The organism is Venatorbacter sp. C2-1 (assembly GCF_022832715.1).
Classification (GTDB): Bacteria; Pseudomonadota; Gammaproteobacteria; order Pseudomonadales; family Oceanobacteraceae; genus Venatoribacter; species Venatoribacter alkanivorans.
The window spans coordinates 2586460-2601916 of sequence record NZ_CP094879.1 but is presented as its reverse complement, the minus strand read 5'-3'; the positions used below and the strand labels follow the sequence as shown (position 1 = coordinate 2601916).

The window sequence follows — 15457 nt, the reverse complement described above, 5'->3', positions numbered from 1 at the left end:
GAACCTGTGAACAGTTGCTGTTAGCTGCGGCGTACAACGCCGACGTATAAACCTTCAACGGCAAATTCCGTTTCCCGCAGATCAACTTCAATGGGCTTAAAGTCGTCATTTTCCGGGTGCAGAATCACCTGATTACGCTTCTTCTCGTAGCGCTTGACCGTTACTTCGTTATCGACGCGGGCAACGATGATTTCGCCATTACGGGCGGTTTCGGCTTTGTGCACGGCAATGTAGTCGCCGTCGAGAATACCGATGTTCTTCATACTGTCGCCATGAACTTCCAGCAGGAAGTCGGCAGAAGGGCGGAAGAAGCTGGGTGGAATCTCGCAGTAATCGGCGATGTGTTCCTGGGCCAGAATGGGCTCACCGGCGGCTACACGGCCAACGATCGGCAGACCCGGATTCTGCTCTTCAACAATGCGCAGGCCGCGGGAAGCGCCGGGCATAATTTCAATCGCACCTTTACGTGCCAGCGCCTTCAAGTGTTCCTCTGCGGCGTTAGGCGATTTAAAGCCCAGCTCGGCAGCGATTTCGGCGCGGGTGGGCGGAAACCCTGTTTCTTCCAGTGAGGAGCGGATGAAATCCAGAACCTGCTGTTGTCGTGCCGTGAGCTTGATCATGATGCTTATCCAGTCTGTTGATCCATACAGTATGGTGTAAATGTATACAGTATTTTATCCAGTGTAAACCCCTGTTGTCAGTGGTCTGTGGATTACGGTGTATTCACCGCCGTTGTACTGACCCGGATAATGGAATGAGGCTTTTAGCCTTTGGCCGTATATGGGGTTGCCTAAATCTCGTTTTAAACGTATGTTTGAAACAGTTGTTTTGTACTGTCGGCGATGGCAATAAAGCCGCGACAGCGTGATAAGGCAGATGCAGGGTTATGGCACAGAAAGATACGGTAAAAAGTATCCTGAATGCGGCAGAGGAGTTGTTTTCGGAGCGTGGCTTTGCCGAGACCTCATTGCGGAATATCACCACGAAGGCCGGAGTGAATCTGGCGGCGGTGAATTATCATTTTGGCTCTAAGAAGGCGTTGATTCAGGCGGTATTTGCCCGTTTCCTGACGCCATTCTGCGAAGATCTGGAACGTGAGCTGGATGCCGTACAGGCACGTCTGGATGGCAAGGTACCGGAATTACCGGGCATCTTAATGCTGCTGTCGCAGACGGCGCTGCGTGCCGGACATGACAGCCCGCGCCGCCTGGGTATCTTTATGCGTTTGCTGGGGCTGGCTTATACCCAGGGGCAGGGGCATTTACGCCGTTTTCTGCAGAAAGAATATGGCCCGGTGTTTAAAGCCTTTATGCGTCTGGTGACAGCTGCGACTCCTGAACTTTCCGATGAAGACCGTTTCTGGCGTATCCACTTTATGCTGGGGGCGACGGTGTTTACATTGTCGGGGGCCGATTCACTGACGGCGATGGCGGAACACGATCTGGGCAAGGGTTCGGATATTGCGCAGGTTGTTGATAAATTGATACCTTTCCTCGCATCCGGTCTTAACGCTCCGCATCAGGCTGGTTGAGCGGAGCCGGGCTTTCCGTTTTTCGCTTTTTACCAACAGGCCTTTGCTATGGCGCCCACGGCTGCGCAATCTGCGTTACCGCAAACATTAATAGAAGTTTCCATTGCCGATCAGGTACTGCGCGTGTCGAGCGCCGGTATCTGCCACCTGTATCCGGTTTCCACGGCGCTTAATGGTGCCGGTGAACAGGAAAATTCCGGTTGTACCCCCCGTGGCTGGCATCGTGTCCGTGCGGCTATTGGTGCCGGTTTGCCACTGAACACCGTATTTGTTGGCCGGCGTCCGACCGGTGAAATTTATTCGCCTGAACTGGCGCTACAGCAACCACAACGCGACTGGATTTTAACCCGCATTCTGTGGCTGCAGGGACTGGAAGTCGGCGTCAACCGTATGGGCAATGTCGATTCCATGCGCCGTTATATTTATATCCATGGCACACCGGACTCTGAACCTATGGGCCAGCCACTGTCTCATGGCTGTATCCGTATGCGTAACAGCGACATTACTGAATTATTTGAACTGGTCAGTGCCGGTACGCCGGTGTGGATTCAGCCGCACAGTTTTTCGAGGATTCCATGCCGCAATCTGTAACACAGAATTTAAACCAGTGTATCGGTGTGGTTGCCGATATTGACGGTACAGAATTAACCGCTGCCGACCGGGAATTTTTATTACAGCCGGAAATCTGCGGGTTAATTTTTTTCGCGCGTAATTATCAGTCGCCGCAGCAGTTAAAGGCGCTGACCAGCGATATTCTCAGCCTGCGCCCGGATTTATTACTGTGCGTGGATCAGGAAGGCGGTCGCGTACAGCGTTTCCGCGAAGGCTTTACCCGTCTGCCGCCGATGCTGGCGCTGGAAAAAGAATATCAGCACAACAGCACCGAAGCGCTGACCCTGGCCCATGAACTGGGCTGGCTGATGGCCGCCGAGCTGCGTCAGCAGGGAGTGCATCTGAGCTTTGCGCCAGTGCTGGATATTGAAACCGATGTGTCTCAGGTGATTGGCGACCGTGCCTTTGGTCATGATGCAGATACCGTTATTGCGCTGGCTTCTGCTTTTGTACGTGGTATGAATGAGGCCGGCATGCTGGCGGTAGGCAAGCATTTTCCCGGTCACGGTGCCATTGCCGCAGACTCGCATCTGGCGCTGCCGGTGGACACTCGTTCGCGCATTGAACTGAATAACGATATCGGGCCTTTTCATGCGCTGATGTCGATGGGGCTGTTAAGCGGTATTATGCCCGCCCACGTGATTTATCCGGCGGTCGACAGTGACAATACCGCCGGTTTTTCTGCGCACTGGCTGCAGAATATTCTGCGTTCCGAGCTGCAGTTTAATGGTGTGATTTTCAGTGATGATTTATCCATGGCCGGTGCGGCCAGTGTTGGCAGTTACGCCGAACGTGCCGGCTGTGCCATGCGTGCCGGTGCCAATGCGCTGTTGGTGTGTAATGACCGTTCGGCCGCGCAGCAAGTCATCCTTGCTGTACGTGAGCAATTGCAACAGCCGGGCTGGCAGACGCTGAGTCTTGCCGGGTTGCAAGGCACCGCAGGCGGGTTACAGGGAACAGCAGACGATATGTCGGAAAACATGCTGGCCGAACGCCGCTCTGCGATCTTACCGCAGCTGGAAAATCTGCGCTGAATAATGAATAACGGTGCCTTTAAAGACGCCGTCTGAATACGTTGGAATGATATGAGCATTAATAAAATAGCCATTATTGGTGGCACCGGTTTAACCCAACTCGAAGGTCCGGAAATTACCGTCAGCCATGATGTCAATACCGCACTGGGTCAGCCTTCATCGGCGGTTCAGGAAGGTCGCTGGAATGATAAAACCGTGCTGTTTTTAGCGCGCCACGGACACCCGCATGCAGTGCCGCCGCATAAAATTAATTACCGTGCAAATTTACTGGCGCTGCAGGAGCAGGGGGCAGAGGCCATTATTGCGGTGAATGCCGTAGGTGGTATTCATCCGGCCATGCAATCCGGTGTGATTTCGGTTCCGCATCAGGTGGTTGATTACACCTGGGGGCGCGAGGGTACCTTTTTTGATGGTGAATTCCGCCCGCTGGATCATATCGACCTGACGCATCCCTACGATGAAAATCTGCGTCAGGCTTTAATTTCTGCCGCCGCCGATATTGCCTTGCCGGTGTGTGATTTTGGCGTGTACGCCGCGACTCAGGGCCCGCGTCTGGAAACCATCGCCGAAATTAACCGTCTGGAAAAAGACGGCTGTGATCTGGTGGGTATGACCGGTATGCCGGAAGCCGCTCTGGCGCGTGAACTGGGTATTCCTTATGCGAGTATCTGTCTGGTGGTTAACCCCGCGGCCGGTAAAAGCGAAGGCGAAATTACCATGGATGAAATCCGCGCAGTATTAAGTGGTGGTATGCAGCAGGTGCGTGATTTGCTGGCGGCGACGCTGAAGCGGATTTAAGACGTCATTTTTTGCTGAAACTGACAAATAAAAAGCCCGGAATTTCCGGGCTTTTTATTTGGTATTTCTTATATCAGTGGGCCTCAACCGATACGGTAATGACTCTGCACAAAACCATTGGCGTAGCTTTTATTGGCAAGCAGGGTCAGTAGGGTATCGCAGTTCAGTTCGCCGAATAACGGAATTCCACGGCCCAGCAGCAGCGGAATGCGGGTCACGATCAGCTCGTTGAGCAATCCGGTGCGCAGAAACGACTGAATCAGGCGGCCGCCATCAATATAAAGTGAGTCTTCGCCTTCGCGCTGCAGGCGTTCGGTTAAGGTCAGTGGCGATTCAGCACTTAATTCTGCTTTATCCCGGTGTGTTTCCGGCAGGGCTTTAAGCGATTGGCTGAGCACAATCACGCGTGTGCCCTCATAGGGCCATTCACCAAAGGTGAGGACTTTTTCGAACGTATTGCGACCCATCACCAGGCAGCTGGTGCCGGCCATAAATTGCGCATAGCCGAAATCTTCTTCTGCGATGGTAAAGGCCGGATTTTCCAGCCAGTCGAGTGCACCATCCGGCCGGGCAATAAAACCATCCAGGCTGCAGGCGATAAAGGAGCGGATTTTCATGGTCGGCTTAAAGGTCTTCGGCACGTTCAACGGGAATAATTTTCAGCACAATGCCGAGCATCGGGTGATCAATGTAGTGCAGCTCGTTACTGCGCATACGGCGGCTCTGTTGTACCCGCGCGGCGCGGATTGGGGCTGGTAAATCAACCGCCATGGACGCTTCCATATCCGTCTGGGCCAGCAGGTCGTTGCGGTAATCGGCGCGGTTGTCGCTGGCGGGTAAGGTCAGCGCACTCAGTTCGGCCGGTTCGTGGATTTCGTATTGCTGTACCTGTAAGTCGGTATTGATATGCAGATAACGGCTGCGGTGCAGTTCAAAGTTGCCGGTCAGCTGAATATCCAGTTTGTCCTGCAGGCGCACATTCAGGTTGTGGCGGATTGCCTGGCCTTCTTCCTGAATGGGTTCCACCCAGGCCTGATGCCAGATCACTTTCATATCACTGCGCTTATTAATGCGTTCGGCTTCATTGGCCATTTTCAGTTCTGCCAATGGCTGCAAAGGGGCAGGCCATTCCGCTTTCGGGATGCGGGCAAAACCAAAGCCTGCAAATAACGCATTATGCAGTTGCTGATAGCGGGCCGGACTCAGCCACCAGGTGTAGTCGGGTGTGGTATCCGCTTCGGTCTGCAAACTGCCGGATTCATTGTCCTCGCTGGCGCTGGTTTCCAGCACTTCAGGCCAGAGTTCCTGATCAATCAGGCTTTCGTCTTCGTACGCGACCAGGATCATTTCCACCCGATACCAGGGCGCGGCACTGGCCGATAATGGCAGGGCAACAGAGCACAGAAGCAGAAAGGCACGGCAAAACAGCTGGCTCACAGATTAGGGTCCTTTTGTAATTCGGTTAATACCTGATCGATCTGGTTAAAGCGCTGATCGATACTGGTCATATTGAGGTTGAAACGCAAGGTATGACCACCTTCGAGTTTGAAGGTGCCGGATTTGCTTTGCACCAGTTTTACCAGTACGAAAGGGTTGATATTGGTTTCGGCGGCAAATTCAATGCGGCCACTTTGCTCGCCGGCATCCAGCTTGGCAATACCGAGGGGTGTCAGTTTCAGTTTTAATGAGGTCTGACGGAACAGGTTTTTGACGGCATCCGGCAACAGGCCGAAACGGTCGATCATTTCTACCTGCAGTTCTTTCAGCTCGTTGTCGTCGCGCGCGCTGGCAATGCGCTTGTACAGTGTCAGGCGGCTGTTAACGTCGGGCAGATAATCCTGCGGAATCAGCGCCGGAATATGCAGATTCACTTCGGCACCCTGATTTAGTGACAGATCAGCGGATGGGGTTTTACCGGATTTCATGGCTTTAACGGCCTGTTCCAGCATTTCCATATACAGGGTAAAGCCGATGGTTTCGATCTGGCCGCTCTGTTCTTCACCGAGCAACTCGCCGGCGCCGCGGATTTCCAGATCGTGGGTGGCGAGCATAAAGCCGGCACCCAGATCCTGCGCGGCCGAAATGGCTTCGAGGCGTTTTTCGGCGTCTTTGGTCAGGGTTTTCGGCGGCGGAGTCAGCAGGTAAGCGTAGGCCTGATGGTGTGAGCGACCGACGCGGCCACGCAGCTGGTGCAGCTGGGCAAGACCGAATTTATCGGCACGCTCAATAATAATGGTGTTGGCCGACGGCACGTCGATACCGGTTTCGATAATGGTGGTACACACCAGCACGTTAAACCGTTTGTGATAAAAATCGCCCATCACCCGTTCCAGCTCACGCTCTGACATCTGACCGTGTGCGACCACAACGCGCGCTTCGGGAATGGCTTCGCTTAATTCGCGGGCGGTTTTTTCAATGCTTTTAACTTCATTGTGCAGGTAATAAACCTGACCGCCGCGCAGTATTTCACGCAGAACCGCTTCTTTAATGGTCGGTTCGTCATGCTGGCGCACAAAGGTTTTGACGCTTAAGCGCTTGGCCGGCGGTGTGGCGATAATGGACAAATCGCGGATGCTGGCCATGGCCATATTTAACGTACGCGGAATCGGCGTGGCGGTGAGGGTCAGAATATCCACTTCGGCACGCAGAGCCTTAATGCGCTCTTTCTGCTGCACACCAAAGCGGTGTTCTTCGTCGATAATCAGCAGACCGAGGTGATCGAATTTCACATCTTTCTGCAGCAGTTTATGGGTGCCGACAACAATATCGGTTTTGCCTTCGAGCATACGGTCGAGGGCGGCCTGGGTTTCTTTGGCAGAATTAAAGCGCGACAGCACATCGACCTTCACCGGCCACTCGGCAAAGCGGTCGGCAAAATTCTGATAATGCTGCTGCGCCAGCAGGGTGGTGGGCACTAACACGGCCACCTGTTTGCCGCTCTGCACTGCCATAAAGGCTGCGCGCATGGCGACTTCGGTTTTACCGAAACCAACGTCACCACAGACCAGACGGTCCATGGGGCGTGGTGAGCACATATCGTTAATGACGGCATCGATGGCGGCCTGCTGATCCGGGGTTTCCTCAAACGGGAAACCGGCGGCAAAACGCTCGTACTCTTCATCCGGGCCGCTGAAAGCGAAGCCTTTACGCGCTTCACGGCGGGCATAAATATCCAGCAGTTCGGCGGCAGTATCGCGGATTTTTTCGGCGGCTTTACGTTTCGCCTGCGCCCATTTATCGGTGCCGAGTTTATTCAGTGGTGCCGCACCCTGTTCGGCGCCACCGTAGCGGGCAATTAAATGCAGGGCAGAAACCGGCACGTACAGTTTGGCGTTACCGGCGTATTCCAGCACCAGAAATTCATTCACCTGACCACCGGCTTCCAGCGTCTGCAGGCCCTGATAACGACCAACGCCATGATCAAGGTGCACCACCGGCGCGCCGGGTTGCAGCTCTGACAGATCACGGATGACCAGTTCAGAATCGGTTTTCTGTTTGCTGCGGCGACGGGTCTGGCGGATGCGCTGACCGAATAACTGATTTTCGGTAATGATGCTCAGCGTTTGCTGGCCGTCGCTGACGGTGACGCCATCATCAAGCGGGCCAACAATTAACCCCAGTGGCTCGCTGCCGGTGATGAAATCAGCCCAGCCGTCCTGATCTTTCGGCCGCAGCTGAATGCGACCGAGTAATTCTTTTAACGCTTCACGGCGACCGGCGGATTCGGCGCAGAACAGCACGCGCTGATCTTTGTTATCTGTCAGCCAGGTCTGCAGGCGCTGCAGCGGTTGCTCAAGGCGCGAATCAACGCTGATATCACTCAGCACCTGAGTATCGAAGCGCTGGCTGCCGGCGCGCTCCGGAGGTGCATCGGCCTGCCACTGAATACGCGGAAATTCGTTCAGGCCGGAAAATAACTGCTCGGCGGATAAAAACAACTGTGCCGGAGCCAGTACCGGACGCAGGCGGTCGTAGCGGCGGCTTTCGTAGCGCTGCTCGGCATCTTTGCGGAACTGGTTGGCGGCCTGCTCCAGCCGGGCGTCGTGAATCACCAGGGTTTTGCGTGGCAAATAGTCGAGAAAGCTGGCCAGGTCTTCACTGAAAAACAGTGGCAGATAATATTCGATACCGGCCGGCGCAATGCCCTGAGAAACGTCGGTGTACACCGGGCAGGCTTTCGGATCGTGCTCGAAGAAATCAAACCAGCGCGTTTTAAAGGTGCGGATGGCACCGGTATTCAGCGGAAATTCACGCGCCGGCAGAATGCGGATGGACTCGACTTTATCCAGGGTGCGCTGGTTTTCCGGGTCGAAGGTACGCAGGGTTTCGATTTCGTCATCGAATAACTCGATACGGAAGGGGGTGTCCTGACCCATCGGAAAAATATCAATGATCGAACCGCGTACGGCAAATTCACCATGCTCATAGACAGTATCGACACAATGGTAACCCGCCGACTCAAGCTGCAGGCGGGTATTGTCAACGTCAAAGCGCTGGCCGATATCGAGGGCAAAGCTCTGGCCCTGATAAAAGCTGGCCGGTGGCAGACGGTGCAGCAGGGTAGTGACCGGCAGAATCAGCACACCCTGTTTCAGGTCGTGCAGGCGGCTTAAGGTGGCAATCCGCTGGGAGACGATGTCCTGATGTGGCGAGAACACATCGTACGGCAGAATTTCCCAGTCGGGGAAGTGCAGTACGGTCAGGTCGCTGGCAAAAAAGCGGATTTCTTCTTCCAGTCGTAATGCACTGGCCGGATCGGCACTGATAACCAGCGTCAGCCCCTGTTGCTGGCTGGCCGCACTGGCGATGGCCAGAGCCTGGCTGGCGCCATGCAGATTCCCCCAGAAGCGCCGCTCGGCGGCTTTGGAAGGTAGTTCCGGATGGAATGGGCTGACCATTCAGGCTCCTCAGGCAGTCAAAAAATAAGCGCGCTAGTGTAACCAAAGGGCAGGGGGCTGTTAAGGAACCTCTGCATAATGGCCGCCGCCGGGAAATGCGCTCAGGTTTGTGCATTGTCTGACATACAGGCATAATATGCGCCCCGAATTTGCCCACTGATTTTTACGGAAGGTGAACCCGTGAGCCAAGACATGCGCGAAGCCTGTTTGCAGGACTGGATGGACCGTGAAGCCATCGCCGAATCTATGATTCCTCTGGTTGGTACTATGTACCGCAAGAAGAACGTTGTGACTTCCATCTATGGTCGTCCTGTTATCAACCGTTCTGTTATCGATCTGCTGAAAGCGCACCGTTTTGTGCGTCATATGGAAAAGCAGGAACTGTCTGTACACGACACTTTCCCGGTTCTGGCCGCTCTGAGCGAGCTGGATGTGGGCCGTGCCCATGTGGATATCGGTAAGCTGGCGGTTAAATTCCGCGCTGAAGGCAATGGCCGTGATCTGAGTGCCTTCCTGCAGGATGAACTGGCTGACGTGATCGGCAAAGATCTGCCGGATGGCGAGAACCGTGATGTGGTTCTGTACGGTTTTGGCCGTATCGGTCGTCTGCTGGCCCGTATCCTGATTGAAAAATCCGGTGGTGGCCGTGGTCTGCGTCTGCGCGCTATCGTTGTTCGTCGCGGTAAAGGCGATGACCTGGTGAAGCGTGCTTCCCTGCTGCGTCGTGATTCTGTACACGGTACTTTCCGTGGCACCCTGACCGTGGATGCAGAAAACGAAGCGCTGATCGCCAACGGTAACTTCATCAAGATCATTTACGCTGGCAACCCGGCAGAAATCGATTACACCCAGTACGGCATCAAAAACGCGCTGGTTATCGATAACACTGGTGTATGGCGTGACGAAGCTGGCCTGGCTCAGCACCTGCAGGCTAAAGGTACTGCCCGTGTACTGCTGACTGCACCAGGTAAAGGCGATCTGAAAAACATCGTATATGGTATTAACCACGGTGATATCGAAGAGTCTGACAAAATTCTGTCTGCTGCTTCCTGTACCACCAATGCCATTACTCCGGTACTGAAAGTGATGGACGATGCTTATGGCATCAACAGCGGTCACGTTGAAACCGTTCACTCCTACACCAATGATCAGAACCTGATCGACAACTACCATAGCGGTGACCGTCGTGGCCGTTCTGCACCGCTGAACATGGTTATTACCGAAACCGGCGCTGCGAAAGCCGTTGCCAAGGCGCTGCCTGCTCTGAAAGGCAAACTGACCGGTAATGCTATCCGTGTTCCGACGCCAAACGTTTCTATGGCGATTCTGTCTCTGAACCTGAAAAAAGAAACCACGGTTGAAGAGCTGAACAACTACCTGCGTGAACAGTCTCTGCATTCTGCAGTGCAGAAGCAGATCGACTGGGTGAACTCTCCTGAAGTGGTATCTACCGACTTCGTGGGTAACAGCCATGCCGGTATCGTGGATGCCAAAGCCACCATCGTTAACGGTAACCACGTTAACCTGTATGTGTGGTACGACAACGAGTACGGCTACAGCCGTCAGGTTGTGCGTATTGCTCAGCAGGTGTGTGGCGTTGAGTATCCGACTTTCCCTAAAGTGGTGTAAGCTAGTTTTAGCCGGATTGTGCATTAAATGCTCAATAAAAGAAGCCGCTGCAATCGCAGCGGCTTTTTTATTGGCTAAGCTTTAACCAGTTTTGCTGTGGCCGTACGGATAAGCCAAAAGGGGTAGTCAATTGCCGGGATGACCGGTGGATTAATCCGTTAGCGGTCATTATACTTAGCGCGATTTTTAACTTGGAAAATGAGTCCAAGTACTTGTTTCCTGTGTAAAAAGTGATCGAACGTACCGCAACCTTGGTGAGAGAGGGGGTGTTGTGCGTCTTTTTTTGCACGCCGGGAGCAACGACCTTGGAAGCAACAGTGATTAGGCGAGGCGTATGATCAATATCAGGAAGGGTCTCGACTTACCAATCACCGGAACTCCTGAACAAGTCATTTCTGCAGGGCGTGCCGTTACGCAAGTAGCTGTACTCGGAGCAGATTACGTTGGTATGAAGCCAACAATGGCGGTACAGGAAGGTGATCGAGTCAAGAAAGGCCAGGTGTTATTCACCGATAAAAAAACCGAAGGTGTTCAGTACACAGCTCCTGCTGCCGGCGTGGTAAAAGCCATTAACCGTGGCGAGCGTCGGGTATTCCAGTCCGTTGTTATCGATGTGGATGGCGCGGATGAAGAAACCTTCCAGAGTTATGCGCCGCAGCAGTTGTCATCGCTGTCTGCTGATGATGTTCAGGCGAATCTGGTGAATTCCGGATTGTGGACAGCACTGCGTACCCGTCCGTTTTCCCGCGTTCCTGCGCCGGGTTCACGTCCGCAGGCGGTTTTCGTCAATGCCATGGATACCAATCCACTGGCGGCGAACCCGGAGCTTGTGATTAATGAGCAGGCTGAAGCGTTCAAGAACGGTCTGACCGTGCTGAAACAACTGACTGAAGGTCCGTTGTTTGTCTGTAAAGCGCCGGGAGCCAATATCCCGACGGCTGGTGTTGAAACCACTGAAGAATTTGCCGGTCCGCACCCGGCAGGTCTGACTGGTACCCATATTCATACCCTGTTTGCCGTGAGTGCAGAGCGTGTGGTGTGGAGCATTGGTTATCAGGATGTGATTGCAGTGGGGCAGCTGTTTACCACCGGTAAACTGTTCACTGACCGTGTGATCTCTCTGGCGGGTCCTCAGGTTAAGCAACCGCGTCTGGTCCGTACTCAGGTCGGTGCCAGCCTGGCACAGCTGACTGAGGGTGAGCTGGCCGATGGCGAGAACCGCATTATTTCCGGTTCTGTATTTGGTGGCCGTACCGCCACTGGCGAAAGTCAGTTCCTGGGTCGTTACCACAATCAGGTTTCCGTGCTGCGTGAAGGGCGTGAACGTCCGATGCTGCATTACCTGACACCGGGTGCTAACCGCTTCTCCGTAATGCCTATCTACCTGTCCAAGTTGCTGAAGAAAACCTTTGCCTTCACCACCACGACCAATGGTTCTGAACGTGCAATGGTACCGGTGGGCGCGTATGAGAAAATCATGCCGCTGGATATCCTGCCAACTCAGCTGCTGCGTGCGCTGATCGTTGAAGATATGGATACCGCCATCAATCTGGGCGCTCTGGAACTGGATGAAGAAGACCTGGCCCTGTGCAGCTTTGTTTGCCCGGGCAAATATGAATACGGTCCGATTCTGCGGAAAAATCTCACCCGAATTCAGGCGGAGGGTTAATCATGGGCTTGCGTAGTATGCTCGACAGCCTGGCACCCAAGTTTGAAAAGGGTGGCAAGTTTGAAAAAATGTATCCGCTGTATGAAGCGGTAGACACCGGTCTTTACTCACCACCAAACGTGACCAACAACACGGCTCACGTACGTGATGGTATCGACCTGAAGCGCATCATGATCACTGTGTGGTTGTGTACCTTCCCGGCCATGTTCTTTGGTATGTACAACATCGGTCTGCAGGCTAACGAAGCACTGGCTGCCGGTGCCGGTACTGCGATTGAAGGCTGGCGTGAAATGCTGATCGCTCTGCTGGGCGGCAGCGCTCATAACGCCGCCAGCATCTGGGACAACTTTGTCTTTGGTGCTGCCTACTTCCTTCCTGTGTATGCCGTTACCTTTATTGTTGGTGGCTTCTGGGAAGTACTGTTCGCGACCATCCGCCGCCATGAAGTGAACGAAGGTTTCTTCGTTACTTCTGTGCTCTTTGCCCTGACTCTGCCGCCAAGCATTCCGCTGTGGCAGGTGGCTCTTGGCATCAGTTTTGGTGTGGTGATCGGTAAGGAAATTTTCGGTGGTACCGGTAAAAACTTCCTTAACCCGGCGCTGACCGGCCGTGCATTCCTGTTCTTTGCTTACCCGGCCAATATGTCCGGTAATGCGGTATGGACTGCAGCCGATGGTTTCAGCGGTGCGACCGCTCTGAGTAACGCTGCAGAAGGTGGTGTGCAGAGCATCATCGACAATGGCGTCAGCTGGATGGATGCCTTTATCGGTACGATTCAGGGCTCTATGGGTGAAACCAGCACACTGGCGATTTTCATTGGTGGTGCTGTTCTGCTGGTGATGGGTATTGCCTCTGCGCGTATCGTTGCCGGTGTCATGATCGGTATGGTTGCCACCACGCTGCTGCTGAACGCTGTTGGTTCTGATACTAACCCGATGTTTGCGCTGCCATGGTACTGGCATCTGGTTCTGGGTGGTTTTGCCTTCGGTATGATCTTTATGGCGACCGACCCGGTATCGGCTTCCATGACCAATAAAGGTAAGTGGTTCTTTGGTGCTCTGATCGGCTTTATGGTGGTGATGATCCGTGTGGTTAACCCGGCATTCCCTGAAGGCATGATGCTGGCGATTCTGTTTGCCAACCTGTTTGCACCTTTGATTGACCACTTCGTGGTTCAGGCAAATATTAAGCGGAGGACTGCCCGTGTCAGCCAATAATGACAGCATTCAGAAGACCCTGGTGGTCGCCATTCTGCTGTGTCTGGTGTGTTCCGTTATCGTAGCCGGGGCTGCGGTCGGACTGCGTCAGAAGCAGAACGAAAACAAAGCCAATGACAAGAAAGCCGCAGTACTGCAGGCGGCTGGCCTGTATCAGGCTGACGTGCCCGTTGCTGAGCAGTTCAAACAGGTCACAACCCGTATTGTGAATCTGGAAGCCGGTCGTTTTGCGACCGAGTCTGAGCTGGATGAAATCCGTGCCGCTAACCTGAATCCGGATAACTTCGATCAGCGTAAGTCTTCCAAACTGCCTGCGCTGTCACGCAAGCTGTCTGGGGCTGAAGACAAGCCAAGTATCAAGCGTCTGGAGAAATACGCTGCGGTTTACATGGTTGAGAAAAACGGCACGATCGACACTCTGGTTCTGCCGGTCCATGGCTACGGTCTGTGGTCGACCCTGTATGGCTTTATCGCTCTTGAGGGCGATATGGAAACCATCGCTGGTCTCGGTTTCTACGCTCACGCAGAAACTCCGGGCCTGGGTGGTGAAGTCGACAATCCGAAGTGGAAAGGTATGTGGATTGGTAAAAAACTGCATAACGCCAAAGGCGAGCTTGCTATCACTGTTGTGAAAGGTAGTGCGGCCGAAGGCAACCTGAACCAGGTCGATGGTCTGTCCGGTGCGACTCTGACCAGTCGCGGTGTCGATAATCTGGTGAAATTCTGGGTTGGCGATATGGCGTTCGGCAAACTGCTGACTCAACTGAAAGGACAGGGGGCTTAATATGTCTGATATGAAAAATGTCCTGCTGGACCCGTTGTTTAATAAAAACCCGATTGCTGTGCAGATTCTGGGTGTGTGTTCTGCGCTGGCAGTAACTACCAGTCTGCAGGTTACGCTGGTGATGTGTATTGCACTGACCTCGGTAACTGCATTTTCGAACTTTGGTATCGCCCTGATCCGTAACCATATTCCGAACAATATCCGTATCATCGTGCAGATGATCATTATTGCCTCGCTGGTTATTGTGGTGGACCAGATTCTGAAGGCGTATGCCTATGACATCAGTAAGCAGCTGTCGGTATTCGTTGGTCTGATTATTACCAACTGTATCGTAATGGGTCGCGCTGAAGCCTTTGCCATGAAAAATGGTCCGGTGCTGAGCTTCTTTGATGGTATCGGTAACGGTCTGGGCTACTCCGTCGTACTGATCACTGTTGGTACCATTCGTGAACTGTTTGGCGCCGGTAAACTGCTGGGCTTCGAAATTCTGCCGCTGATTCAGGATGGCGGCTGGTATCAGTCTAACGGTCTGCTGCTGCTGCCACCGTCAGCGTTTTTCATTATCGGTCTGTTTATCTGGGTACTGCGTACCTGGAAGAAAGATCAGGTGGAAACTGCAGAGTTCAAAATTCTGCCTAACACTGAGCATTCCGGAGGCCATTAATGGAACACTATATCAGTCTGTTCGTTAAGGCGGTCTTTGTTGAGAACATGGCATTAGCCTTCTTCCTCGGCATGTGTACCTTCCTGGCGATTTCGAAAAAAATTCAGACGGCTATTGGTCTGGGTGTTGCGGTTATTGTGGTACTGGCGATCACTGTACCGGTTAATAACCTGATTTACGGTCTGCTGCTGAAAGAAGGTGCACTGACCTGGATCAGCCCGGATTTCGCTACTGTGGATCTGAGCTTCTTAGGCCTGCTGACCTATATCGGTGTGATTGCGGCGATGGTACAGATTCTGGAAATGGTACTCGATAAGTACGTTCCGTCGCTGTACAACGCGCTGGGTGTGTTCCTGCCACTGATCACCGTTAACTGCGCCATTATGGGTGCGGTGCTGTTCATGGTTGAGCGTGACTACACCTTTGGTGAGAGTGCGGTATACGGTGTTGGTGCAGGTCTGGGCTGGGCCCTGGCGATTACTGCACTGGCCGGTATTCGTGAAAAACTGAAATACAGTGACGTTCCTGCAGGTCTGCAGGGACTGGGCATCACCTTTATGACCGTTGGTCTGATGTCGCTGGGTTTCATGTCATTCTCTGGCGTGTCACTGTAAGGAGTCG

The 15457-nt window shown here is 53.5% G+C and carries 14 protein-coding genes; 10 read left to right on the top strand and 4 right to left on the bottom strand.

Annotated features, from left to right (window positions below):
- Positions 1–20: 20 nt before the first annotated feature.
- On the bottom strand, positions 21–620 hold the full coding sequence (lexA, locus tag MT343_RS11540; protein WP_145470431.1) for a transcriptional repressor LexA: 600 nt from the start codon (positions 618–620) through the stop codon (positions 21–23).
- Positions 621–886: 266 nt separating this feature from the next.
- Here lexA and MT343_RS11535 point away from each other — a divergent pair, with 266 nt between their 5' ends.
- Genes MT343_RS11535 through MT343_RS11520 form a run of 4 tightly spaced genes read left to right on the top strand, consistent with a single transcriptional unit; the run spans position 887 to position 3975 of the window.
- Positions 887–1531 (top strand): TetR/AcrR family transcriptional regulator, encoded by a 645-nt coding sequence (locus MT343_RS11535; protein WP_145470433.1) that lies wholly within the window; start codon positions 887–889, stop codon positions 1529–1531.
- A gap of 48 nt (positions 1532–1579) precedes the next feature.
- Positions 1580–2122 carry a L,D-transpeptidase gene (locus MT343_RS11530; RefSeq protein WP_145470436.1) on the top strand — a complete coding sequence of 181 codons (543 nt, stop codon included), beginning with the start codon at positions 1580–1582 and terminating at the stop codon, positions 2120–2122.
- Positions 2107–3177, top strand: coding sequence for a beta-N-acetylhexosaminidase (nagZ, locus tag MT343_RS11525; protein WP_145470438.1), 1071 nt, complete (start codon positions 2107–2109; stop codon positions 3175–3177). Before MT343_RS11530 ends, nagZ begins: the two co-directional genes overlap by 16 nt.
- A 51-nt stretch (positions 3178–3228) precedes the next feature.
- Complete coding sequence (locus MT343_RS11520) at positions 3229–3975, top strand: S-methyl-5'-thioinosine phosphorylase (RefSeq protein WP_222428603.1); 747 nt, start codon at positions 3229–3231, stop codon at positions 3973–3975.
- An 83-nt stretch (positions 3976–4058) separates the two neighbouring features.
- On the opposite strand, the gene MT343_RS11515 is transcribed toward MT343_RS11520, so the two are convergent.
- From MT343_RS11515 to mfd, 3 genes are read right to left on the bottom strand one after another with little or no spacing between them, the layout of a single operon-like run.
- Complete coding sequence (locus tag MT343_RS11515; RefSeq protein WP_145470439.1) at positions 4059–4592, bottom strand: dihydrofolate reductase family protein; 534 nt, start codon at positions 4590–4592, stop codon at positions 4059–4061.
- A 7-nt stretch (positions 4593–4599) separates the two neighbouring features.
- Positions 4600–5412, bottom strand: a complete 813-nt coding sequence (locus MT343_RS11510) for a CsiV family protein (protein WP_145470440.1) — start codon at positions 5410–5412, stop codon at positions 4600–4602.
- A complete protein-coding gene (gene mfd / locus MT343_RS11505; RefSeq protein ID WP_145470442.1) occupies positions 5409–8873 on the bottom strand; it encodes a transcription-repair coupling factor in 3465 nt (1154 codons plus the stop codon). Before mfd ends, MT343_RS11510 begins: the two co-directional genes overlap by 4 nt.
- Positions 8874–9053: 180 nt before the next feature.
- Here mfd and MT343_RS11500 point away from each other — a divergent pair, with 180 nt between their 5' ends.
- The 6 genes from MT343_RS11500 (at position 9054) to nqrE (ending at position 15450) form a co-directional block, all read left to right on the top strand.
- Positions 9054–10502: a glyceraldehyde-3-phosphate dehydrogenase gene (locus MT343_RS11500; protein ID WP_222428604.1), complete on the top strand. Its 1449-nt coding sequence runs from the start codon at positions 9054–9056 to the stop codon at positions 10500–10502.
- Between the two features lie 334 nt (positions 10503–10836).
- Positions 10837–12171 carry a Na(+)-translocating NADH-quinone reductase subunit A gene (locus MT343_RS11495; RefSeq protein WP_145470443.1) on the top strand — a complete coding sequence of 445 codons (1335 nt, stop codon included), beginning with the start codon at positions 10837–10839 and terminating at the stop codon, positions 12169–12171.
- Between the two features lie 2 nt (positions 12172–12173).
- Positions 12174–13388 (top strand): NADH:ubiquinone reductase (Na(+)-transporting) subunit B, encoded by a 1215-nt coding sequence (locus MT343_RS11490; RefSeq protein ID WP_145470445.1) that lies wholly within the window; start codon positions 12174–12176, stop codon positions 13386–13388.
- Positions 13375–14172, top strand: coding sequence for a Na(+)-translocating NADH-quinone reductase subunit C (locus MT343_RS11485; protein WP_145470446.1), 798 nt, complete (start codon positions 13375–13377; stop codon positions 14170–14172). Before MT343_RS11490 ends, MT343_RS11485 begins: the two co-directional genes overlap by 14 nt.
- A gap of 1 nt (position 14173) precedes the next feature.
- Positions 14174–14836: an NADH:ubiquinone reductase (Na(+)-transporting) subunit D gene (locus MT343_RS11480; RefSeq protein ID WP_145470448.1), complete on the top strand. Its 663-nt coding sequence runs from the start codon at positions 14174–14176 to the stop codon at positions 14834–14836.
- Entirely contained in the window at positions 14836–15450 is a 615-nt protein-coding gene (gene nqrE / locus MT343_RS11475) for an NADH:ubiquinone reductase (Na(+)-transporting) subunit E (RefSeq protein WP_145470449.1), read from the top strand. Before MT343_RS11480 ends, nqrE begins: the two co-directional genes overlap by 1 nt.
- Positions 15451–15457: the final 7 nt, after the last annotated feature.

Coding starts and splice junctions, on each gene's coding strand:
- lexA (WP_145470431.1), bottom strand. CDS start 620: ATGATCAAGCTCACGGCACGACAACAGCAGGTTCTGGATTTCATCCGC.
- MT343_RS11535 (WP_145470433.1), top strand. CDS start 887: ATGGCACAGAAAGATACGGTAAAAAGTATCCTGAATGCGGCAGAGGAG.
- MT343_RS11530 (WP_145470436.1), top strand. CDS start 1,580: ATGGCGCCCACGGCTGCGCAATCTGCGTTACCGCAAACATTAATAGAA.
- nagZ (WP_145470438.1), top strand. CDS start 2,107: ATGCCGCAATCTGTAACACAGAATTTAAACCAGTGTATCGGTGTGGTT.
- MT343_RS11520 (WP_222428603.1), top strand. CDS start 3,229: ATGAGCATTAATAAAATAGCCATTATTGGTGGCACCGGTTTAACCCAA.
- MT343_RS11515 (WP_145470439.1), bottom strand. CDS start 4,592: ATGAAAATCCGCTCCTTTATCGCCTGCAGCCTGGATGGTTTTATTGCC.
- mfd (WP_145470442.1), bottom strand. CDS start 8,873: ATGGTCAGCCCATTCCATCCGGAACTACCTTCCAAAGCCGCCGAGCGG.
- MT343_RS11495 (WP_145470443.1), top strand. CDS start 10,837: ATGATCAATATCAGGAAGGGTCTCGACTTACCAATCACCGGAACTCCT.
- MT343_RS11490 (WP_145470445.1), top strand. CDS start 12,174: ATGGGCTTGCGTAGTATGCTCGACAGCCTGGCACCCAAGTTTGAAAAG.
- MT343_RS11480 (WP_145470448.1), top strand. CDS start 14,174: ATGTCTGATATGAAAAATGTCCTGCTGGACCCGTTGTTTAATAAAAAC.
- nqrE (WP_145470449.1), top strand. CDS start 14,836: ATGGAACACTATATCAGTCTGTTCGTTAAGGCGGTCTTTGTTGAGAAC.